Origin of the sequence: Psychrobacter sp. PAMC 21119 (genome assembly GCF_000247495.1) — a bacterium.
GTDB lineage: Bacteria > Pseudomonadota > Gammaproteobacteria > Pseudomonadales > Moraxellaceae > Psychrobacter > Psychrobacter glaciei.
The window spans coordinates 20,839-42,957 of record NZ_AHVZ01000010.1 but is presented as its reverse complement, the minus strand read 5'-3'; the positions used below and the strand labels follow the sequence as shown (position 1 = coordinate 42,957).

Sequence of the window (22,119 nt, the reverse complement as noted above, 5' to 3'; positions counted from 1 at the left end):
AAAAAGGTAGCGGCCAATAGGTTTGATCGCTTTGCATTCAAGGTTAGGTAGAGCAGTGATACTAAGATTAAGTGGTACTCAGATTAAGTAATACTAAGACCGCATTAGCTGAGCTGTAAACGCTCTTGTAAGCTTGCAACCACATCTTTAATCAAAGCATCAATCTTATGACTGTCTTTATGATGCGCGGTCGCAATCAGATGGGCATGATCCTCAGAGACAGCAAGGCCATGCTTTTTCCACACTTCCTCAGCGGGGCACGGAAACACCACAGTAATAGAGTTGGGGTTGCGCCATGCATCAATCCCCGCTGCTTGGAATTGATCAACCGCGTATTGAGCCATGTTCAGACAGCGTTGAATACGTTGCTGCCACTGCTGTGGTGAACGATTATGAATAGCCGCCCACATAAATAGTACGGAGTGACCATTTCGAGAGCCACTAATGGTTTGATCGCGTGCGCAGATATAGTCGATATCTACGGCGATAAGATCAACGTTTTTACGCTTTGCCACTACAATACCGCATGGCACAGGCGAGCCAATCATTTTATGTCCAGACACACTGATAGAGTCGATACCATCGCCAAATGAAAATGGCTGCGGACAGTCCACAAAAGGCAAAATCATACCGCTGAGCGCCGCATCTGCATGCAAATAGTAGTCCTGACGACGGATGCCAACGTGCTCTAATTGCTGTTGAATGATTTTTATGTTGTCTACCGCCCCTGACATGGTCGTACCAATATTAGCGAAGATGATAGGGTTTTTGTCCCCATTGCGCTGTACCTGATGAATCAAATCATCGTAATCCATTTCACCATTTTCTAAAGACGCAATAACACACGACTTCATACGCAGCAATTTGGCAATTTTTAAGACTGAATAATGTGTCTCTTTGGAGTAGTAAAGCGTGGCATGGGGAAACAGCTCTCTTGCTAAATAGCAGCAGAACATGTTCCCTTCTGTCCCACCATTAGTGACATAGCCCCAGCTGTCCTTAAAAGGTATCTGAAACAAATCGGCATAGTAATTCATCACCTCTTTTTCAAATGAAAATGAGTTCAGCGCATAGTTACTGGGTGCGTCCCAGTCACCGCAATTGTTGAGGGAAAAATTAAAAAATCGATACAAAGCAGAATAGTCGAAGTCTGCCGATTCAGGATAGCCAACATTAAAATACTGATTTTTTAGGCAATAATGCCAAAAATCATTAAGACGTTCTTGACAAGTAACAGATAACATCACATTCATTCCCACCACAGATTGAGTTACATATGGTTGTTTTTTATAACTAAAAAGTAAACTAAAGTAAGTTTTATTCTATTAGATACGTACTTACAGACCATTAGTCACCGCTACATTTTTTTGTCAATCAATTATGAGTAAAGGCTTTGGAGCCTTGTCATGAATAGGCTATTTGGGTATGGCTGAATTCACACTCTTGACAAGAGTTCTGATTATAATGATAATGATAATGATAATCAACATCATTTAAGAATTAAGATTCTGATTGACTTATCAGCACTTAGTCCGCTGGTATATTTTGGTAAGTTTTATTTGTGCATACCCTCTTTACATATATACCTCTTAACACAAATGAGGTTTTTATTAATTTTTATTCAATAGGACAGATCATGTTGGCACAGAATTCTACAGCACACGTACAGCCGCCTATGCCAGTCAGCGACTACGAAGAACATATTTGGATGCTACAATTACAACAACCTGAACAGGTTATTCGACATAGTGAGGCTTGGCGGTTGAGTAGTGATATCGATGAGGGAGTATTACGCCAAGCGATTAAAGACACTATCGAAGAGATACCTGATTTAAATGTCAGATATCGTTTTAGTGATGATGGAGACTTGTATAAATACCAATATGAACAATCTGAGTGCTGCTTACAGACGGCTAGCGTGGCTACTACCGATATCCCTACCTATATCTCCAAGCTCAAGGATATGCCATGGAATGCGGCGCTTAACCCACCTTTTGATTCATTTATTGTACATACTGAGTGCGATACTGTTCTTATATTGGCGCTGCATCCCATACTTGATGAGACTCATCAACTGGCAAATATTACTGGTATCATACAAAACCGCTATCATCAGCGGATGCCGCAGGATGCTACTCTGAGCTGGACAGCCATTGAAGCGCCAGTATCAACTCCCAACACACAAAAAAGCGCCTCAGAGCAGGCGCAAAATCAAGAAGTGCGTACTGCCATTATCCTTGGCGAATTTCGCGCTGCGCTGGCAGAGCCTGAGATGACGGCAGCAGATGATTTCTTTGATTATGGCGGTCACTCCTTATTGGCCACCCGTATTATTGGCAAGCTTGCCCAGTCTCATGGTATTGACATTGGTTTTAACGATTTTTTTAAATCACCCTCAGCTGCCGCTCTTGCCAAGCATGTGAGCGTCAATACAACGGATCACACGACCGAAACACCAACAGCAGCGACTGACGCTACCGTCTTTCAAGAACAAGCACCGCTGACATTGGCGCAGCAGTTTTTGTGGCATGCTTATACGGCCTATGAGTTTAGTCCGATATACAATCTACCCTTTGCTGTCGCTTTTTCTGAGGCGGTCGATGAAAAGATTCTCTATCAAGCTTTTAGCGACATCATCAAACGTCATGCCAGTTTGCGTACGACCTTTCACACACAGAACGATGTAACGATACAGCGCATTGTGCCTGTCTCAGAGCTGGATCAATATCAATGGTTTTGGTTTAGTGAAGACAGTAAAGGCGTCACCCTAACTGATGAAGCCGATTATCAATTTGACCTCGCCTCTGAGTTGCCATTAAGAATTCGCTTTTTGCAAAGCCCAGCATCTAAATCACAAGTATTGTCCTTACTGATACATCATATGGTTATTGATGAGTGGTCATTAAATACCATCATGGCAGACCTCTCTCAGGCTTATCTGTCTCGATCGCTGCATCAAGAGCCGCAGTGGGATACAAGCGCAGGCAATATCAATGATTTTTCCCTATTGCAACAGCTGCAAGGTATAAACCAACAACATGTCAATTATTGGACAGATAAGTTACGTGACGCTCCTAAGGGCTTTGCGCCGCCTGACCCAAGTGCCACTATCACGTCAAGTGAAGCATCAACCAACGCGCAATGCATAGAGCTGGATCTGGGTACAGCAGCCTATCAGACAATATCCACCTTTGCTCGGCAACATGGTTCGTCCTTATTTGGGGTGATATATACAGCTATCGCCCTGTCTTTGCACAAACAAAGTGGGTTAGATGATATCGTTATTGGTACGTCCGCCTCTGGCAGAACCGATGCCGAATTCTTCGATACGGTTGGTTATTTTACAACGATGGTCGCACATCGCATCCAATTCGATACTGAGCAATCAATTGAATCGCTACTCAACGATATTACGTTTACCATTAATGACTCTATGCGCTATGCAGACATTCCGATTGATATTATTCAAAAATCACTGGGAATGTCCCCTACCGATGGCTTACTCTTTGATGTCTATATACACATTCATTCAAATAATGCCTTAAATGGCGTGTTAACTGCTCCTAATAATAAAGCGCTAAACTATCAACAAATACCACCGAAAAAAGACATCTCGATGTTTGGGCTGCATTTTGAGATTATGGATGACGTATTTGAAGAAGATCAGCATGCTTTGCGCATAGTGACCACCTATCAACAAGACCGCTATTCTACGGCGCTGGTAGAGAGTATTTGTGATAAGGTCAGTCAGATATTAGAGATACTAAATACGACCAACGGCAGTGATTGTAAGCTCGGTCAAGTGCTACTCTGATGCGATTTAAGAGCGCAAATTTACACGCGATTTTTGATATATTGGTATATGCAAACTTCGTCATAATGGTGCTGTGTTTTTCAATGCGATTGGCGATAAATCATACCAATCGCCCAGCTAAGGTCATTTGATTCTTTCTCATTCATTAAAGACGCAATACTCACTGTCCTTACAAGATCACCCCAAAATTTCTGAATTTAGAAGAACAGTGGCTAATATCGTAGAAGGCAAAGATTCTCGCTTGTTTGTGATATATGGCCTCTGCTCTATTCATCACTGTGATGCGGCCATTGAGTATACACAGCGCCTAAAATAGCTATCTGATAAAGTAAAACAAAAAATACTCATAGTCATGAGAAGCTACTTTGAAAAGCCGTGTACGATTTTTGGCTGGTTCATGAACTAATCTGCAATATACCTGTGCTATTCTTTTATTTTAATATGCTTCCTCGTGAACCTCATTTCAGGTAGCCATAAGTTAAATAGACAGCACCCAATGACAAGTTCATGAGATTATAATTATAATGTATCGATTGAAACCGGTATCGATAAAAGCGCCTCTCATACAAATATAAGGCGATGATTTTTCAAACCATGAATAGAGAATGTTTAGCATGCCCTATTCTTTCTATCTACTAATGCGCCAACCTCTGAATTTGGCAAAGAAACCTTTCAATCTTTCAGAAAAATTAAAAGCCTCTGACTCCGGTACTTCTTCGACATGATGGCGAGCCGCCAGTATTGGCTGCTGCACCAATCTCTCGTGATGATCAAAAGCACGATCAAGACTGATACTCATGATAGATAAATTAGTCGGACGTGGTAGACAGCGATACACCTGACCCTTGTTAATTAAATCAATGACCATATGAGCGTCTTTGAACTCAGTCAGCATCAGAACCATTAGATCTGGCTGGATGTTTTTTAAGGCATAAACAATAGGTGTAATATTTTCTTTATTGAGCGTCGAATCCGTAATCGTGACGCCAAAGCGTTTTTTTTGTAATAACTTTGCGGCCTGTTCAAGGTTGCTGGCCCAGCTCACGGTATAAGCACTCTTAAAGTGACTTTTTATTTGCTGATAGACGCTCTCATCGTCATCTAATACCAATATATTGCGATTGCTACCAGTGCCACCACTAGCTTTTTGAGTATCATTACCTTGCATAGTGTTTTGGGTGATTTCTTGAGTTTGCTGAGCAATTTCTGTGGCTTTATTAACGATTTTTTTAAGTTCATCATTTTGCCATGGCTTAGTGATATAGCGATAAATTTCGCCCTCATTCACAGAATCCATCACGGCATTTAGATCCGCATAACCGGTTAGCAAGATACGAATAGTATTTGGCGAAGCCGCTCTGATGTCACTCAATACTTCCGTACCTTGCTTATCTGGCATGCGTTGGTCGCTGATGACCACTTGCACTTCATTCTGGCTGACATATTCCATCAGCTCAGTAGCATCGGTAGTAATAAATACGTCATGTGACTGGCGAAAATGCATTTTTAAGCTGCGCAAGATACGTGGCTCGTCATCAATAAAAGCGATTTTTGGTTTTTGCATGACGCTCTCTTTAAATAAGTGGCTGGAAGTCTCTTAACTTTCAAATAAGGCTTGCGAAGGTTTCTTTTCATGAGCGATAGACTGTATCGGTAGCATGAGGGTAAACGTCGTGCCCTCCCCAACTATTGAGCTAACCTCAATGCGTCCATCATGTTGCTCCATAATTTGTGCCGTAATGGCCAATCCTAACCCTGTGCCATCGCCTGCTTTTTTGGTGGTAAAAAACGGCTCAAAGATATGATTTAAAACATCCTCTTTGATACCAGATCCATTGTCTATAATGCGTACCACAACATGTTGCTGCGCCTTATCCACAGACGAGCTGACTTGTAATGTCCCTTTATGATCACTCGGTATGGCTTGGGCGGCATTATTGAATAGGTTTAATAGTACTTGGTTGATTTGTGAAGGATTACATTGAATCAGCGGCAGCTCGGCTAAGTTGGTTTTGACGTCTAGAGTTTTTAAGTTATTGCGAGCCATAATCAATGAGGTATTGATACACTCATTGATATCGATATCTTTTACCTTAGATTCGTCAATTCGAGAAAAATCGCGCAAGCTGACGACCAGTTCAGCAATTTGATCAACACCATACAGTCCATCCTTAATCAGATTGGTCAAATCTTCACTGATTTCATCTTCTTTAATCTCGTCACAGCATTGTAGAGTATGCTCTATTAGCTGCTTGACTTGATCTTGGTTGATAATTGGCGCCTTTAAAGCCTGCAATAATTGATCGGTATGTTGTAGCAGCTCATCAAAACGAACAAGATTATCGCCGACCAGCTCCATGTTACTACGCACATAGCCCAGCGGCGTGTTGACCTCATGTGCCACGCCTGCCACCATTTGACCTAATGTAGCCATTTTTTCAGAGCGCACCAGATGCACTTGTGAGGCTTTTAACTCATTCATGGCTTGCTGCAAGTCTTGCGTACGGGCGGCGACTTGTTTTTCTAGATGGACATTGATTTCGGCAAGTGCACCTTCATTTTCGACGACGCGGTCGATCAATTGATTGGTCTGCTCACTGATGATTTGAATTTCGCTGACATTTGAGTGTGGTAGTTTAAGCGCGCTTAATTGTTGATATTTTTTTTGCTCAATCAATGCGCCCATATCAGCCACTGCTAGTGCCATGTACTTTAGCGGTCGCGTAAAGTAGCGACGGAACACCCATGCGGTCAACAACAGGATAGGAATGAAACCCAGTAGCATGGTTTGAATCAGCTGGTTTGACAATGCATTTGCCACGCTCATCATGTCATTATTGGGCTTGACGATGACCATCTTCCAATAGGTAAACGGCATACGAAACACAAAGGCGGTGGCGGGCTGCTGCAACACAAAGTCATTGGGCACAGCGATGGTCTCAATCAAGTGACTGTCTACCAAATTAAATGTTTGGTCAATATTTAATAGCAGTAATGCTGACAGTAACTTGGATTCTTGTTCGCCGATTTTATTCAGGTTAGTCGTACTCAAAATACTACGTGCCGCGAGCGTATAACGACCTTCATCTTTGGCAACGGCCTCATCGATGAGTGTTTGGTTAATATCATCTAGGCTGTCCGCAATAGGTGCAAAGGTAGGGTTTTTCTCGGCCAATTGATGTGCAGTTACCATCTCGCCTTGGGGGTTATCCTCAGTCACTTGCGTGACTATAGATTGATCAGGAAAGGTCAAAAATCGATTGTCCAAGTCTACCAAAAAGACATAACCACCCAGCTTATCTTGCCACTTTTTCATGGCGTCATCGAGGTTATCTAATAGCAGATTAAAACTCACTACTCCATCAAAAGCCTGATTGCGACTGTCATACAATGCCTTGGCGCAAGTCATCATCGGCTGATTGCTTTGCGGATCGACATACGCACGGCTCCAGACACAGTGGTCGTGACGTGCGTACATCGCAGGAATGTACCACCACTCTCGATAATAGGGACTCGGCGTTTGGCGCACTTGATTATAATACTCTAACGGCTGCATGTTGCCTGAGTCATCACGCGCCCACACAAACGACTGGCGCTCTCGGTTTTGAGCGTACATATTTGGATCAAACCACACGCCGCCGCCCACAATCCGTTGATCGGTTTGTTGCATGAGATTGCCAAAGGTTTCTTTATAAAGGCGGTCTTCTTTTGGCAACCCGCCAGCCATCGCACTGGCTGCCTTTGCCAGTCCGTCGACGTGGCTGATATTCGCCATAATGCTATTAATGGCTTCGTTACCCGTTTCAACCACCGTCTCTGAGGTCATCTCCAGTATGCGCGGCTTAGCTTGAGTTTCGATGACCCAGTACACCATCAGGATAATTAGTAAAAAAGCAAATGCTAAAATAATCAGCATACGTGTGGAAATACTACCAAGCCGACCAGCAACACTCATAGATAAACCTTATATTGATGCGTCTACCAACATCAATGAATCACTTAATGAATAAAGACATCAGTGATACGCAACCACCATTTATAGTGGGCTTAAGGATACGATGCCGTCATGACAATATGATGACAAAAGTTTTGTTTTATCAGGTGTTGACCAGTAGCTTTTAGTTTTAGCGACAACTGTGTTGATGGTAGGAGATATAATCCTGCCAGCGTTTGTCTTTGCTAGTTGCTTAGTATAAATAATGATATACAGCTTATTGATGACATAGCCGATGAGCACTTTAATATATAAATTCTATACCTCCTTATTAGGAAAATGGTGTCAAAATTCTGATAGGGTGTTTATATAGACAAGTTTGTTAGGGTCTGAATCGAATGCAGAATTTGCTACGGTTATAAATACTGAGGACTTGTTGCAAGCGCTTTAAGAAAAACCTTTAAAAACATCATCCTCTAGCTCTAGTGATTCCTGCCCCGTCTGTGTGGCTACGATAATACCTTCGCCAAATACAAATAGAGTGTCAGATTTCTGCTTAGCGTTTTCCAAACTTATCTGTTCAAACTTATCAAACAGCCATTGCCTAACCTTAGTCTTATGCTGTTTAGCTATTTGATGCGGCGAAGACCCAGTATCTGAATACTCTGCGCAAGCATTAATAAACATACAACCATAAAAATCCTCTGATAATGTCCAGTTTTTTATGAATGCTAAATAGCACCTTGCAATATCTGCTACATCTTTGATCTCAGAATTGTCGAAGTAATCTTTTAATTGATTCATAAACATATGATGACGATATTCAAGCACTGCTTCGATTAAGCCCTCTTTATTACCAAAGTGAGCATACAAAGTCCGCTTGGTAGTCCCTGCTTGCCTTGCTAAAAGCTCCACTCCACTGTCGTGAAAGCCTTGCTTGTAAAAAATCTCATAACTTTTTCGTAGAATGGTATCTCGTAATTCCATTAGTTGGTTCTCCTGTTTTTTCGTTCCTATTATTTTATTCAATAAAAAACTATGATTTACATATACCGTTCGGTATACTTGGCTGATATACTGATCAGTATATCAGCAGTGACGTCTTCTCATTGTTTAATTGTTATAGGAATAAGTATGCAGTCATTTTTTAATTGGCATAAGTTGAGCGGTCAAGGCGGTCAAGGCGGTCAATGCCCAAAAATATTACCTTTATCGATGATAGTAATCGCTTGGTTAGGCGGCACCATTGCCACAGCAACGCTTGCTATTATGGGAAGTTCTATAGAACTCATTATGATTTTAGGCTCGTTCGGCGCGAGCTGTTTACTGATATTTGCCTATCCCGCCAGCCCTTTTGCCCAACCAAGAAACGTCATAGGTGGGCATTTCATTGCTACCTTTACGGGACTGGTATTTATGACATTATTTGGTATTCACTGGTGGAGTATGGCAACCGCTGTAGGCACTGCCATTGCGCTCATGCTAGTGTTTAGAATGCCGCATCCGCCTGCAGGTTCCAACCCTTTGATAGTCATGCTTGGAGCGGTAAATTGGAATTTCTTGATAACACCTACCCTACTCGGTTCAATCGTTTTGGTCATGGTAGCGCTGATTTATAACAATTTAGGTAAGGGTAGACAGTATCCAACGTATTGGTGGTGAACTGTCTTTAGCAAATATAGAGTATGTAGATTTAATTGTTTAAATACTTCCTTAACCACGCCAAAAAATCATCGCCCGTTGTTGATACATTGAGTCGCAGATGGGTTGAGGCGCTCGCATCTGGATAAAACAACTGCCCCGGTGCGACCAGCCAGTCTTCTTTGTAGGCATCTAGTGCCAGCTGGCTCGTATCCTGCCCAGTATCTACCCAAACAAAGAGACCTGCTTGTGTATGCTCAGGGTAGATAAGTCCTATCTTTGGTAATGCTTGGCGCATTCTTTCATGAGCGCCATATAAATGCTGCTGCACTTTTTTAATCTGTCGACGATACTCACCATGCGTCCATAAATGATGACAAACTCGTTCCCCAAACTCTGGCGTGTTTGAATTGCTTAAGGTTTTCATACGTAATACATCATCAATATACTTATCAGGACAGACCAACATGCCGACGCGCCAGCCAGACGCCATCGACTTTGAAAACCCTGTCGCATAAAACACCCGTTCAAACTGATCAAGACTGGCATAACGCAATACTTGACCACCCGGTACGAATGCAGCGTATAAATCATCTTCAAAAATATAAGCGTCGTACTCATGAATAAGATTGAGCACTTGGTGCGCGCGCGCAGGATGTAGATTATAGGAGGTCGGGTTATGTAGCACACTGTTGGTCAAATAGAGCTTAGGGCGATGCGTGGCAAACAGTTTTTGCATGTGCTCGATATTAGGCCCTTGATGGTCACGTTCTACAGAGACGACGTTTAAGCCCTGCTGTTGCAGGCAGCTCGATAGCCAATACCAGCCCGGCCCATCAACCACCACCGTATCCCCAGCTTGAGTAAGCAGCCGCGCAACCATGGTCACGGCTTGCGACACTCCTGCTGTAGTAATCACATGGTCGGTATTAGTTTGCATTCCCAGCGTATGCAGGTGTTGAACCAGCTGCTGACGTAGCGGTAGATAGCCGTGAACATTGCCATAATCATAGATAAAGCTATCGGCTTGCTGGGTGACCTCCCGTATGGCCCATTCCATCTTATCATTACGTATCCAGTCTCTCGGTAATGTTCCCACCCCTGGCGAGCGATGATGCGGAATATCACTAAAGACCTGCTGTACCAGCCAGCGCGTATCTATTACTGGGTGCTTAACGACCACTCTTTTATCATCATTGGGCTGGACTACTTGTGCTTGCGTATTGACATAATAGCCCGAGCTGGGTTTGGCGATTAATACGTTGGTAGCGACCAGCTGTTCGTAAGCTTGTACCACCGTAAAGGTTGATATATTTAATAGTTTCGCTAACTTTCGCACCGATGGTACGCGTTGGTTGGGCAAGTAAATCTGCCAGTCAATACGCTGCTGTAGCCATTCAGCGACGGCGGCAGTCTTGGTTAAATTTGGATTGAGTGTATAGGTTTCGACCATAATGAAGGACGCCTATTTTTATATGAGGTTTATGAATAAAAGAAGTGTCATGCTGGGAATAACTATACACTTTGTTCACCATAAGTGGAACTGTATCGGGTCTGTTATGGACATTTAAACTATAGTTGAGTATGTCGACAATGAATAATTATTTAGGATGATCCTATGATCCCAATCCACATTGCCTTAGCCGTCTTGGTTACCTTTATATGGGGCGTGAACTTTACCTTTATTGCATGGGCGCTTGAAAGCTTTCCACCATTAATGCTCACTGCCCTACGCTTTTTCTTTACCGCTGTGCCCCTTGTTCTTTTTCTCAAGCCGCCTAAATTCAACCGTACGCTATTTATTTATGCGATCGGCACCTTTGTCATGCAGTATGCTTTTGTATTCACCGCCATGCATTTGGGTGCATCGGCAGGATTAACAGCGCTGTTGTTGCAAGTTCAGATCTTTATTACCGTATTACTGGCTTTTGTCATACTGGGTGAAGCAGTGAGTCGCATGCAGATCATCGGTATGGTAGTCGGTGTGCTAGGACTGGGTGTGATTGCGCTTAACCTAGGTGGTGATATGCCCTTGGTTGGCTTCATCTGCATATTGATTGCGGCCATAGGCTGGAGCTTTGGCAATATTGCTTCAAAACAAGCCTCAACGCAGCAGAGTACCAGTAATATTTCTACTGCCTTGCCTGTCAATAGCAACAAAAAAGCTTCAAATAAGACATCGGCACTGTCGGCGCTAGCACTGGTGGTATGGGGCGGTCTGATCGCCTGTGTGATTTTGACGTTATCTTCTCTACTATTCGAAACCGAAGCATGGCAGTTAGCGACGTTCACGCAAGCATCGCTCAAGTCTTGGCTATCGCTTGGGTTTATAGTCTATGTCTCAACCCTGATTGGCTTTGGACTGTGGGCATATCTGCTGGCGCAAAATACCGCCTCCAAGGTTATGCCTTTTGCTCTACTGGTGCCCATATTCGGTATGGCGACCTCAGTGCTGTTCACAGGAGAGGTGGTGACATGGTGGAAAATGCTGGCGATGATGCTCATTTTATCTGGATTGATATTGGCAAATGTGAAGATAGGACTGGGAAGGAAGGCTGTTCTTACTTAGTAGCGGATGCGGATAACGCAGCGCATTTATTGATAACGACTGAATTGAAGACGCGCCCTAGTAAAAGGCAATAAATAGACATCTAAACACTATATTTTAGCTGTATTTTAACTGTCTCTTTTGACCACACGCTTTAATGATGCCGGGTACTGCTTAAGTAGAGATGCAGGACGTATAGGACGGTAGGTTAAATTACCACCACAATTAGGACAATAGTTATTTAAAACATTAGCCGCACAAGAGGTGCAAAACGTACATTCAAAGCTACAGATCATCGCATTTGTAGCATTAGGCGGCAGGTCTTTATCACAGCATTCACAATTGGGTCTTAGCTCAAGCATATTGTCCTTCCATTTTCAGTAGTAGTATTAAATAATATCAAATAGAGAGACTTTATTTCATTTTTATCACCATTTTTAAAATGAGGATACGCCCTAAATAAACAAGCCTTTCATACTATCCAACAATTAGTATGAAAGGCTTGTTTTAGTACTTATTATTCAATAATCAACGGTATAGCTTAAGCCATAGGTGGTGCCTGATGCCGGTAAACGGTTCAGGTCGCCATATGTGGTTTGATGATAGACCGTTAGATAGTCTTTATTGAGTAAGTTATAAACCCCATAATCTACTCGGCCTACTGGCATTTTTACTTGTCCCAACACATCAAGTGTCATATAGCCAGTGACAGGCAAGGCACTAGAGTCAGGGTCTTTTTGTTGGTCTTTAAAGGCTTCATCATCACCGCCTATCGCTAATGCTTGCAAGCGGACATTGCTGCCTTCATCAAAGTTGTATTGTGCAAATGCAGTACCTTTGAGCGGTGTTAGACGTACTGCATCTAGCTCTAACCAATCACCATCTTTGTCATACTGACCGCGGGTATAGGCAACACTACCGCCCACTTGCCATTTATCACTAATGTCATGGCTGAGCGACCCCTCTACGCCGTAGACGCGCTCATCGGTATCGACAACTTCTACGGTATAGCTGTCAGTAAAACGTACGACTTTGTCTGATTCGTTATAAAAACCGCTCAAGCGTGCTGCGGTGTCACCATGCTTGCCTTGCCAGCCAAATTCATAGTTGTTAATCGCAATCGGCTGTACGTTGTCTGAGTTGACCACAAAACCTGCACGCACATCACGCAGCGCACGCTGGATATCTGCTGTAGTGAATCCTTGTGAAAAATTGGCAAATACTTGATCATTTGGGGTTAACTGATAGCTAGTACCGACGTTAAATAAAGTTTTGTCATGGTCTGTGTTGCCCTTTTCGACAGTACCTGCTTGATAGTCAATGCCGTAAGCATCGCTTATGCTACTGATATCAGGGTTATTAAAATACTCTTCAAGCAGCTGCTCATAGATGGGCGTAAAAGCATCGGTTTCTGACTTAAGCTTTTGATAGCGCACGCCAGCACTGGTATGCCATTTGTCGGTTAAGTCTACATCTGCATTAACAAAAGCGCCCCATTTATCGATGGTAGTACCTGGCCCACCGTTATAGCTAAGGCCATTTGGCTGAGCGCTTAGACCGTTGCTAGCCTTAAATTTATTTAAGTCTTGTCCGTCGTAAGTTTGCTCGCTTTTTTCGCGCTCAATATCCACACCATAGCTAAACAGTGTCTTTTTACCCGCGATTTCACTATCCGTTTGCATGGCTGCTCGCAGGCCCATGACTTCGATATCAGCTTCTGACTGGGTTACAAATACTGCAGCACTGGTAAGCTTGTTCACGGTTTTTTTATCAGTTAGACCATTGGCTTGCCATACTTCAGCAGCTTGTTTATCTGCTGTCTTAGCAGAAGGGTAAAAGCGACCTTTTTCGTCTCTATAGTAACCAGTCAAGCTTAAGCTAGAACCTGAGCCCACAAAATCATCATCACTGTAACTTAAATTTACCGAGCTTTTTTCAGTATAAGGCTCATTTTTTACATTGGCGCCATCAATAGCTTTTAGAGAGGGTATCTCGCCAAATAATACACCTAAACCCTTACCATAGTCTGGGCCATAGTCGGTGTCCTGCTCATCTTTATAATAAGTCACGGCGAGATCAAGACGTTGGCTATCAGTGAGCTCCATACCTAAGCTACCATTAACACTCAGCGATTCGGTATCTTGTTGGTCCGTTTGGTTCACATCTGGGCTGATACGATTGCCTTTGCTATCAAACTTGCCGCCTTTGCTATCGTAATCAACATCTAGACGACCATAAACTCGCTCTCCGCCATACCCCAAGGTCTGGCCCACATGATAACCCAATGAGTCTGACTCAAAGCCACGACTGCTACTGACGCCGACTCTGGTTTGTCTGATGGGACCATAACCGACCAAAGATTTGGTCACAAGGTTGATAAGACCACCTGCCGCGCCAGCACCATAGATACTGGTGGCACCTGAGAGTACCTCTACCCGCTCAAGCTGTGACGTATCAATACTATTTAGCTCACGTGAAAGACTGCGTGAACCGCTTAATGGTACGCCATTCAGCAAAAACTGTACTGGACGGCCATGCATGGTGGTGCCGTAGTTACTGGTTGAACCGCTACTGGCACCTAGGCTTGGAATCAGCTGCGCCAATATATCACCAGTGGTACGGTCACCCGTTGCCTGCATCTGAATCTCATTTTCAGTAATCACTTGCGTGACGGCTGGCATCTCGCTGATTTTTTGCGCCAGCGCAGTACCTGTTCTGGCCTTAGCAGTGACATTGATAGTGTCTAAGGTTACATTAGGCGTCTCAGTTGATGCCGAACTTGAAGTTGAATTTGAGGCCAACGCTTCTGACGTAGCCGCATTGACAGCAACGCCCGTAGTACTGACATCGGTTTGTGCATATAATTGCTGACTAATGCAAAGGGTAAGAACGGATAGAGCAACTTGATGATGGCTTTTCATATTTACTTCACTTAGTTGGATAGTCAAATAGTGGTATCAGTTATATTTAGCTAACAATACTGTGTGTACTAACTTTGTGAATAATATTGTAAATGATAATTGTTTTTATTTCTATATGTATTTATGCTTTGTTAGTAAGTGCTTATTTATGATGATTCTGGGTTAGCTAAATATCTAATTTTTGATAACGTCACTAGGACACGCCCTAGTCATTAAACAACTTATCTAACTGATTATTACGATACGCCTCAAAAAACATCTGAAACTTTACCTCGTCTTCTTTATGCTTCTTTTGACAATCTGATAATAGTTGCTGTGCTACATCAACAGACAATATGAATACTCCGTCACTATCCATAATGGCAATATCGCCTGAACGAATAATCGTTGTCTGCTCAGCAAAGCGATAGGCAATATCGGACGCCAGCGTGCCTTTTGTTTGGTCACTTTTGAACGTGGTTATAGCACTGATACCTTGTGCAAATACCGGAAAGTCCAGCTGCTGAATTTGTGCCGAGTCAGTCGCCTGTCCAATAATAATGACCGCTGATAGCTTCTCATAGATAGCTGCGCAAGTGCGCAGTGCTCCCCAACACGCCTTGATGCCTAATATTTGAGCATCAATACATAACACATCATTTGGCGCTGCTTGAATCAATGCCTGATTGATCACATCCGTGTTGTCCGAGGTTAGTTGCACCGTCAACACTCGGCCGACTATGGTAGCCGTGCAGGGATTGAGTGCTTTGATATCTGGTAAATACCCTACTCCCGTTAGATGACCAATGGTAGAAGTGCCTATCTCTTTATAACTGTCTATAAGGTCGTGAATATCGATGTCATTCATTATGTCCTCACTATCGCACTTTTTAGCTTTTGTTTATTTCTCGATAACTTTTATCGCATTATTAAGTAGCTACTAGTTAAATGGATTAATTGGCTAGCGGCTTTTCTTGACACGCTTGAACGGATTAATCGTTTTACTTTCTCCTGCTGGCATACTGCCATGAGGGTCAGAGCCACGTGCAATCACAGGCAATAGCAATGTTTTATGTGGATAATGTGAATTGCTTAATAGCTCATCACGTATGACCTGATGTTGGTCGTCATCAAAATCGATAGTCACTAAGGATTCCTCGATGCTGGCCATTGCCTCGTGCCACAGAGTCTCTTCATTGATATGATAGTGCTCAACCAATGACTCAATAATCGCCCGAAGATTAACCAGTAACCCTAGCGACTGTAGATAAAATATCAGCGCTTGCGGCGTCTCTCGATATAAGCGGTTTTTAAAATCTGGCGGGCTTAAATACTCAGGATCTGCTATTTGATGACGTGCCAGCCATGGTAGATGGATGCGTACGGAATCATGATCACGCAATAACAGACTGGTAAAACGATTATCCTTTAATACGATGACTATATTCTGTCCATGCATCTCAGGTGCGAACCCTAGGCGTAAGCAGCGCAGCATCGTCCCCAAAAATACGTCACAAAGATTTTTAAAACATGCTATGACAGCAAGTTCTTTATTCTGTGGCTCGCCTTCGATGCTGTCTTGAGCACTGTTTTGGCTAGTACTATGAATGCCCTCCTGAGCAATCCCGTCAAAAATGTGATGGCTGACACCTTGCTTATAGACCAACATGCCCAAGCTTGCCATGGGTAACAGTTGAATCGTATCGTCACAAAGATCTGCTGGCAGTTGACGTAGCATCGCGCCTAAATGCGTGGGTTTTTCTTGATAAAAATAAGGATTGATAGCGCTTTTATCATGCAAATGAGAGGGCAACATATAACCCCACCACAGACGTTCATCCCATAACCGTAGCTGTGCTGATAGCTCAGGGTCTAACGTTCTTGCCTGCATCAATATGGCTTGGTTTTTTTCACCATTGATCAGCTTGAGGGCTGGCAAGTAACGCTTTGAGTTCAGTGCATACACACCTATAGGCAGCTTAATGCTATTTGGTGTATCAGCATCAATTAACATACTGCGCATGGATGAGCTGGCATAAGTGATGAGCACTTCAAAAGTCAGGGCGACAACTGTGCCATTGGCAAGATCGTCGGCATACATCTCATCAATTACATGAGTCATTTGCCAAGGGTGTACGGGCATCGCAATGTGCGTATCTGCAATACCTTTGTCATCTAGCTCTCGCATCAAAATCTGCTGCTGTGTAGTGTCCAAAAGGTAGGCCGCTGGATTTTGCGTTGTCATGTCTTGAACATGCTCTGCCACCATGACATGGCTTTTGGCAATAGCAACCCATACTAGCGTGATAGACTGATTAAACTCTGCCATATAACGTTGGTATTCTATTGCCGTAAATCCCAATTTACCTTTTGCCAGTGGATGAAACGGACGATCCATCAGTGAAGCCCACTGCTCCACTGCAATCAAGGTTTGATGCCAATGCGGATACTGACAAACTGCCGTTGTGATGTTTGCCAGCGATGACTGTTGCTGAGCTATAAAAGAAGCCTCTAAGCTCTCTTTTAGCTTTAAGACACCGATATCAGATAAGCTGGCACTATCCATCATTGATAAAAAGATGTCTAACAATTGCTGTGCTGAGCTTACTGGCTCTAGCCAAGCATTTTCTACATAATGGTTGTTATTGAGATTGCTATCAACAGTGTTATTGATATTGTCCTTAAGGTTATGTATGACAGGCAGACAAGATTTAGACAATCGCCACGGTAACGCATAAGCAGGCTCTACCAATAGTAATAACTGCCTCTCTTGGTCAACCTGCATCACCATTAACGTGTTGTCTTGGTCAAAAAAATATTGATACTGCTGTGGCAGTAACTCTAAAAGTAGCGACGCTAAAAATTGATGCGCATCTTGAGCTTGTGACGTTTGATGATTTGCCAAGTACTCAGTGGTAGTTGTCACTTGAATAAGGTGCTCATCCACCCACTGCTCTAATAGAAAGCACTCTACTAAATGACTAATCAGCGACCATTGAATGGCCTCGATATCTGGCTCAGGATTTGCATCAAGGGAGCTTTTTTTCACAGGGGTTTGCACAGGGAATAATGTATGCATCGTTTTACCCCTGACTCTTAAACAATGGGTTATTGATATATTTAATCGGGAATGCTTTGTCTCCGAATAATCGGCGCTTCGCCAATGACTCAATGCGCGTTTGTTCGGCGAAGACATCAAACAAGTCAAACCGTATTTGATGCTCTGGATGAGAGGTTTGATAGTCGGTCACGCAGTCAGCAACCTGTTGCCAAAATGCCACTTCAGAGTAGTTATAATGCGTCTGCATAAAAATCGCAATGTCTGACAACGCCACAAAAAACAAGCAAGCAACCGTCATATCACGAATGCCATCGGTATCTTCGGTCTCGATAAATGAGCCTCTATTTAAGGCGGCATGTGCAGGTGGTAAGCTATAAAAGTCTGGACGCAAGTGTTGTTGGGTCAAATGATTAGGTGAATAGCGAACCCCGTCATGCAAGTCTTTTAATAAGACTTTTATGGGATAACCATTTTCATGTACTAAGACGATGTTTTGCGCATGGCATTCTAGTGCCACACCATAACCAAATAAAATATGTAGTAAAGGGGTGACAGTGACCTTAATTAACTGCGCAATCCATGTATCTACACCATATTTATCAAGCCAAGGTGCTATCAGATGCGAGCCGTCAGCATTGATATAACTGACACCATTGAGCGGAAATGCTGTTTGATCTTTAGATAGATACTGGTTTACGTTTTCTCGCCAAATCGCAGCCAGCCCGCCATACATATTTGGATGCTGGTAGCCGCGTGTGCGCAACGTCTCATGGTCTAAACTGACGCCAACGGTCTCACCTAAAAACGCAATGGGTAATGCTTGGGCAGTCTTGTCTTCTGCAATCAGTTGATTTAACCAAGTGGTGACAACAGCCGCATTCATCACGGTATGCTTTGCCAATATTCGCGTGCTTGAGGTATTAATCAGATGCATACTCAGCTTTAAGTAGGATTTATTATTACTGACGTCATTATTAACACTGTCATCAGCATTACCAAGCATCGTCAGTGAGCGAATAGACTGCTGAGCGCGGTACTGATGACCTGCACTACCCAAGTAGATAACCTCTTGCGTGGCAATTAATGGTTGTAATGCTTGAATTAATGTATTTTGCCATTGCCAAGGATGTGCAGGTATTAGGCAATAGTCATTAGCTGTCTCATTTGTGGTTATAAATACTTCTGTGAGTTTGGCATTGAGTGCATCAAATTCATCAGCACCCACATAATCTTTCACCCATTCATTTATATCGATACCAGTAGTGGTATTGCTCACCAGTAGCTCTTTTTTGACCGCCAACCACACTACGTCGATGTTTTGATCAAACTCTGGGCCATAGTCATAGTTATCTTGCAAATCAAAACCAATACGAGACTTAAAACACGGATGATAAGGATGCCCTGCCGTCAAATAGCCTTCGAGTTGCTCATAAGTGAGCGTATTAATAGGCACAGGTATATTAGAAGCCAGTATCTGAGATTGTGTTTCATTCACTAAGGTATGACGCAGCTCTTTGATAAAGCTGTCTTTGAGTTCTGCACCTTCAATATTGAGCAAGATATCACTGATTACATGCTCAAGAATGGCGTCTTGAGCAACACCATTAATCACTCGCTGTACATTTAGATCATTCAAGCGAATAATGTCAAAACTATAATGAATATAGCCTTGTGCGGTATAACTGACATCAGTACTTGCTTTGATAACAAAATTTAGCAGTGCCTCATCATCAGTACTATCATGAGTGTTGTTCGCACTTTCAGATTCAAAATCAATGATATTTTCATATAATAATGCTTGTAGTAATTGCTTGATCACTCGTTGCTCAGCGCGTGCCATAATTTTAGAATCGACAGGCGCTTGCCACGGCTTGGTCGCATAAGTGATATCAGCACGATGATTGCTATTATTGTTTTTGGTAGAGTTTGCTAGATTATTGGACATAGATATAAGCTTCCTGTCTGAAAATTAAATCAAATAAAAGTATGAATTTAAATACATTTAAAGCGAATGATAATTATTTACGTTAATAGTTCAAAGTAAGCCCCGATACGGGGTATTTGTTTATGGGGATCGTGGTAATTTGCACGCTGAAGGGATTGTGAATAATAAAATCACCGCGATTACTACCAGTATTTCTTGGATCGCGCTCGCCATACCTTGGCTGCTACCTGCTGCTAATAACTGCGCACCTCGACTGTCTATGTAAATGGTGGACAGCGTGATAAATATGGTAGAGATGATGCGGCGACTGATATTATTAAGTGCGGCGCCTTCAGTGACTGAGTCTTTGGGTAAGCTGCTAAACCCAACGGTAGTGGTTGGTAGGTATGCTAATCCCACTCCGATACCGCGCATACTCATAATCAGAATGAGCAACCAAAGCGTTGGCTGATACAAGCACCATGCCAGCATCAAGGTAGACAGCGCGCTAATCCCAATGCCTACGATGCCAATCCCTCTGGCACCTTGCTTATCTACCATCTTGCCAGCGTAATGTGTGGTGATACTGGCTATGAGGGTCGCGACCATTAGGACAACCCCTGTCCATAAAGCACTCTCGCCCATCACGTCTTGTATCAACACGGGTAATAACAAGAGACACAGCATCAAACCGACTGTTTGGCTAATGCTAATGATATTACTGTGCAAATAGGTCTTATTATTGAACAAGCGCACGTTCAATAACGGATAACGCTGACGCCGCTCGTATGCCCACCAAGCCATCGCGGACAGTAAAAATCCGACAGATAATAAACCCAACGTGGCTATCTTTAATAAGCCGTCACTGCTGAATAATCCACTAGTAAAATCTATTTTCAGCGTGCTCAGCCAAACCATCATCGCAAGCAGCCAAATGAGCAAACTGACAAACCCGATGGTATCGAAAGGGCTCTTTTTGTCATGTGAGCGTATATCGGGTATTAGCCGCCATACCATCGCCATGACCGCCACACTGAGTGGCAAGGTAATGGCAAACAGTGTCCACCACGCAAACTGCTCAACCAAATAAGCCCCCACCAAAGGGCCAAACGCCAACGACATCATAATAACAATGCCCCATAGCGCCATTACTCTGCCGTGCTGCTGCTGCGGATAAATCTGATACAGCATACCAATAGACAGTGGGATAATCAGACCGCCACTCAGTCCTTGTATGGCTCTGGCAATGATGACAAAGCTCATACTAGAGGCCAGAATGCCAATGATAGAACCTAGCATAAACCCAAAAATTGCCGCCAAATAAACATGCTTAAACGGGAACTTTTTGTTTAAGTAGCCACTCAGCATCAGCCCCACACTCATGGCCAATACATAGGCATTTAGCACCCAGCCGCCCATCACGATATCGACATCAAACACCGACATAAAGACAGGAATCGCTGGATTGAGCGCACTATTACTAAAGCTGACCACCGTACCGCCGAGCAGTAGTGTTAGTAATACCTGCTGTACTTGTCTGTCGCTCAAGCCATTACTACTACTCTGAGAGGCTTCGTTTATAGGAGACTCATTGGTAGATACCTTATTTATAAGGGCTTTATTTATAGGAGCGTTGCTCATTAAGCAGTGGTGCCATAGAAATTCAGATACCCTCTAGATTCGAGAAATTCATCGCGATTGCAAAAATATAATGAGGCGGTTTTTTCTGGCATCTCAATCAGACGTTGTACGCGATAAGCGAAGCTATCAGCAATCCATTGATACACCTCAACCTTACTATCCGGCTCGACCACGATTTTTTTGGCTTCAGTATGCTCAAATATAAACTTGCTGATCATCATGCCTGTTGGCTTTAGATAGCCCTTACCAACCACCGCTGGATCGCCAAGCAAAATATGCCAGCCCATGTCCGTCTCCTTGGCTTTGTAATACTGAGATAACCGGTCGCGAGCCGTCTCATAAATCTCTGTATAGCCAATCGGCTTATCATCACAAAGTATGAGGTAGAGACGCTGATGATCATCGGCCAGCATTTTTTCAAAATGGGTTTTTAGCTGCGGCATTGGAAGATGGAGCTGCCACTGATCGACCACATGCTCGGCATGCATCCATTTATACAGCAATGGCATATCATCTGGGTATCTGACAGGTCGCAATGCAAACGTCTTTTGATAAGCTTCAATACTAAAAGTGTCAGGTAGGTTTTGGGTAATGGTCGGCATGACTTGCTCCTAGTTATTATTTTGTTAGATGATTAATATTCTCTAATATCGTTT

The 22,119-nt window shown here is 43.1% G+C and carries 16 protein-coding genes; 4 read left to right on the top strand and 12 right to left on the bottom strand.

Going from position 1 to position 22,119, the window contains the following annotated elements:
- Window positions 1–104: 104 nt before the first annotated feature.
- Window positions 105–1,244 carry a histidine decarboxylase gene (locus RH96_RS03570; RefSeq protein WP_010197404.1) on the bottom strand — a complete coding sequence of 380 codons (1,140 nt, stop codon included), beginning with the start codon at window positions 1,242–1,244 and terminating at the stop codon, window positions 105–107.
- A 464-nt stretch (window positions 1,245–1,708) separates the two neighbouring features.
- Between RH96_RS03570 and RH96_RS03565 the strand changes: the two genes are divergently transcribed.
- Together RH96_RS03565 and RH96_RS15350 are read left to right on the top strand one after the other, a co-directional pair.
- Window positions 1,709–3,814: a condensation domain-containing protein gene (locus tag RH96_RS03565; RefSeq protein ID WP_141629689.1), complete on the top strand. Its 2,106-nt coding sequence runs from the start codon at window positions 1,709–1,711 to the stop codon at window positions 3,812–3,814.
- 208 nt (window positions 3,815–4,022) lie between these two features.
- On the top strand, window positions 4,023–4,130 hold the full coding sequence (locus RH96_RS15350; RefSeq protein WP_157999878.1) for a hypothetical protein: 108 nt from the start codon (window positions 4,023–4,025) through the stop codon (window positions 4,128–4,130).
- Between the two features lie 312 nt (window positions 4,131–4,442).
- Here the strand turns inward: RH96_RS15350 and RH96_RS03560 are convergent, their stop codons facing one another.
- From RH96_RS03560 to RH96_RS03550, 3 genes are all read right to left on the bottom strand, one after another.
- Window positions 4,443–5,378, bottom strand: a complete 936-nt coding sequence (locus RH96_RS03560; RefSeq protein ID WP_010197401.1) for a response regulator — start codon at window positions 5,376–5,378, stop codon at window positions 4,443–4,445.
- 33 nt (window positions 5,379–5,411) lie between these two features.
- On the bottom strand, window positions 5,412–7,769 hold the full coding sequence (locus RH96_RS03555; protein WP_010197398.1) for a PAS domain-containing sensor histidine kinase: 2,358 nt from the start codon (window positions 7,767–7,769) through the stop codon (window positions 5,412–5,414).
- Between the two features lie 426 nt (window positions 7,770–8,195).
- The gene (locus tag RH96_RS03550) at window positions 8,196–8,735 is read right to left on the bottom strand and encodes a TetR family transcriptional regulator (RefSeq protein WP_010197397.1); all 540 of its coding nucleotides are present in this window, start codon (window positions 8,733–8,735) and stop codon (window positions 8,196–8,198) included.
- 147 nt (window positions 8,736–8,882) lie between these two features.
- Between RH96_RS03550 and RH96_RS03545 the strand changes: the two genes are divergently transcribed.
- The gene (locus RH96_RS03545; RefSeq protein WP_010197395.1) at window positions 8,883–9,410 is read left to right on the top strand and encodes an HPP family protein; all 528 of its coding nucleotides are present in this window, start codon (window positions 8,883–8,885) and stop codon (window positions 9,408–9,410) included.
- A 31-nt stretch (window positions 9,411–9,441) separates the two neighbouring features.
- Here RH96_RS03545 and RH96_RS03540 read toward each other — a convergent pair whose 3' ends face one another.
- Window positions 9,442–10,842 (bottom strand): PLP-dependent aminotransferase family protein, encoded by a 1,401-nt coding sequence (locus RH96_RS03540; RefSeq protein ID WP_010197393.1) that lies wholly within the window; start codon window positions 10,840–10,842, stop codon window positions 9,442–9,444.
- A gap of 165 nt (window positions 10,843–11,007) precedes the next feature.
- Between RH96_RS03540 and RH96_RS03535 the strand changes: the two genes are divergently transcribed.
- Window positions 11,008–11,958, top strand: a complete 951-nt coding sequence (locus tag RH96_RS03535) for an EamA family transporter (protein WP_010197390.1) — start codon at window positions 11,008–11,010, stop codon at window positions 11,956–11,958.
- A gap of 107 nt (window positions 11,959–12,065) precedes the next feature.
- Here the strand turns inward: RH96_RS03535 and RH96_RS14735 are convergent, their stop codons facing one another.
- From RH96_RS14735 to RH96_RS03505, 7 genes are all read right to left on the bottom strand, one after another.
- A complete protein-coding gene (locus RH96_RS14735; RefSeq protein ID WP_010197388.1) occupies window positions 12,066–12,299 on the bottom strand; it encodes a DUF1272 domain-containing protein in 234 nt (77 codons plus the stop codon).
- Window positions 12,300–12,458: 159 nt separating this feature from the next.
- The gene (locus RH96_RS03530; RefSeq protein ID WP_010197386.1) at window positions 12,459–14,858 is read right to left on the bottom strand and encodes a TonB-dependent receptor; all 2,400 of its coding nucleotides are present in this window, start codon (window positions 14,856–14,858) and stop codon (window positions 12,459–12,461) included.
- A 205-nt stretch (window positions 14,859–15,063) separates the two neighbouring features.
- On the bottom strand, window positions 15,064–15,705 hold the full coding sequence (locus RH96_RS03525; RefSeq protein WP_010197383.1) for an RraA family protein: 642 nt from the start codon (window positions 15,703–15,705) through the stop codon (window positions 15,064–15,066).
- A gap of 93 nt (window positions 15,706–15,798) precedes the next feature.
- Window positions 15,799–17,916: an IucA/IucC family protein gene (locus RH96_RS03520; protein ID WP_010197382.1), complete on the bottom strand. Its 2,118-nt coding sequence runs from the start codon at window positions 17,914–17,916 to the stop codon at window positions 15,799–15,801.
- Window positions 17,917–17,920: 4 nt separating this feature from the next.
- Window positions 17,921–19,843: an IucA/IucC family protein gene (locus RH96_RS03515; RefSeq protein ID WP_010197381.1), complete on the bottom strand. Its 1,923-nt coding sequence runs from the start codon at window positions 19,841–19,843 to the stop codon at window positions 17,921–17,923.
- A gap of 120 nt (window positions 19,844–19,963) precedes the next feature.
- Window positions 19,964–21,463, bottom strand: coding sequence for an MFS transporter (locus RH96_RS03510; RefSeq protein WP_010197380.1), 1,500 nt, complete (start codon window positions 21,461–21,463; stop codon window positions 19,964–19,966).
- Window positions 21,463–22,065, bottom strand: coding sequence for a GNAT family N-acetyltransferase (locus tag RH96_RS03505; protein WP_010197379.1), 603 nt, complete (start codon window positions 22,063–22,065; stop codon window positions 21,463–21,465). The genes RH96_RS03510 and RH96_RS03505 overlap by 1 nt, the downstream gene beginning before the upstream one ends.
- Between the last annotated feature and the right edge of the window lie 54 nt (window positions 22,066–22,119).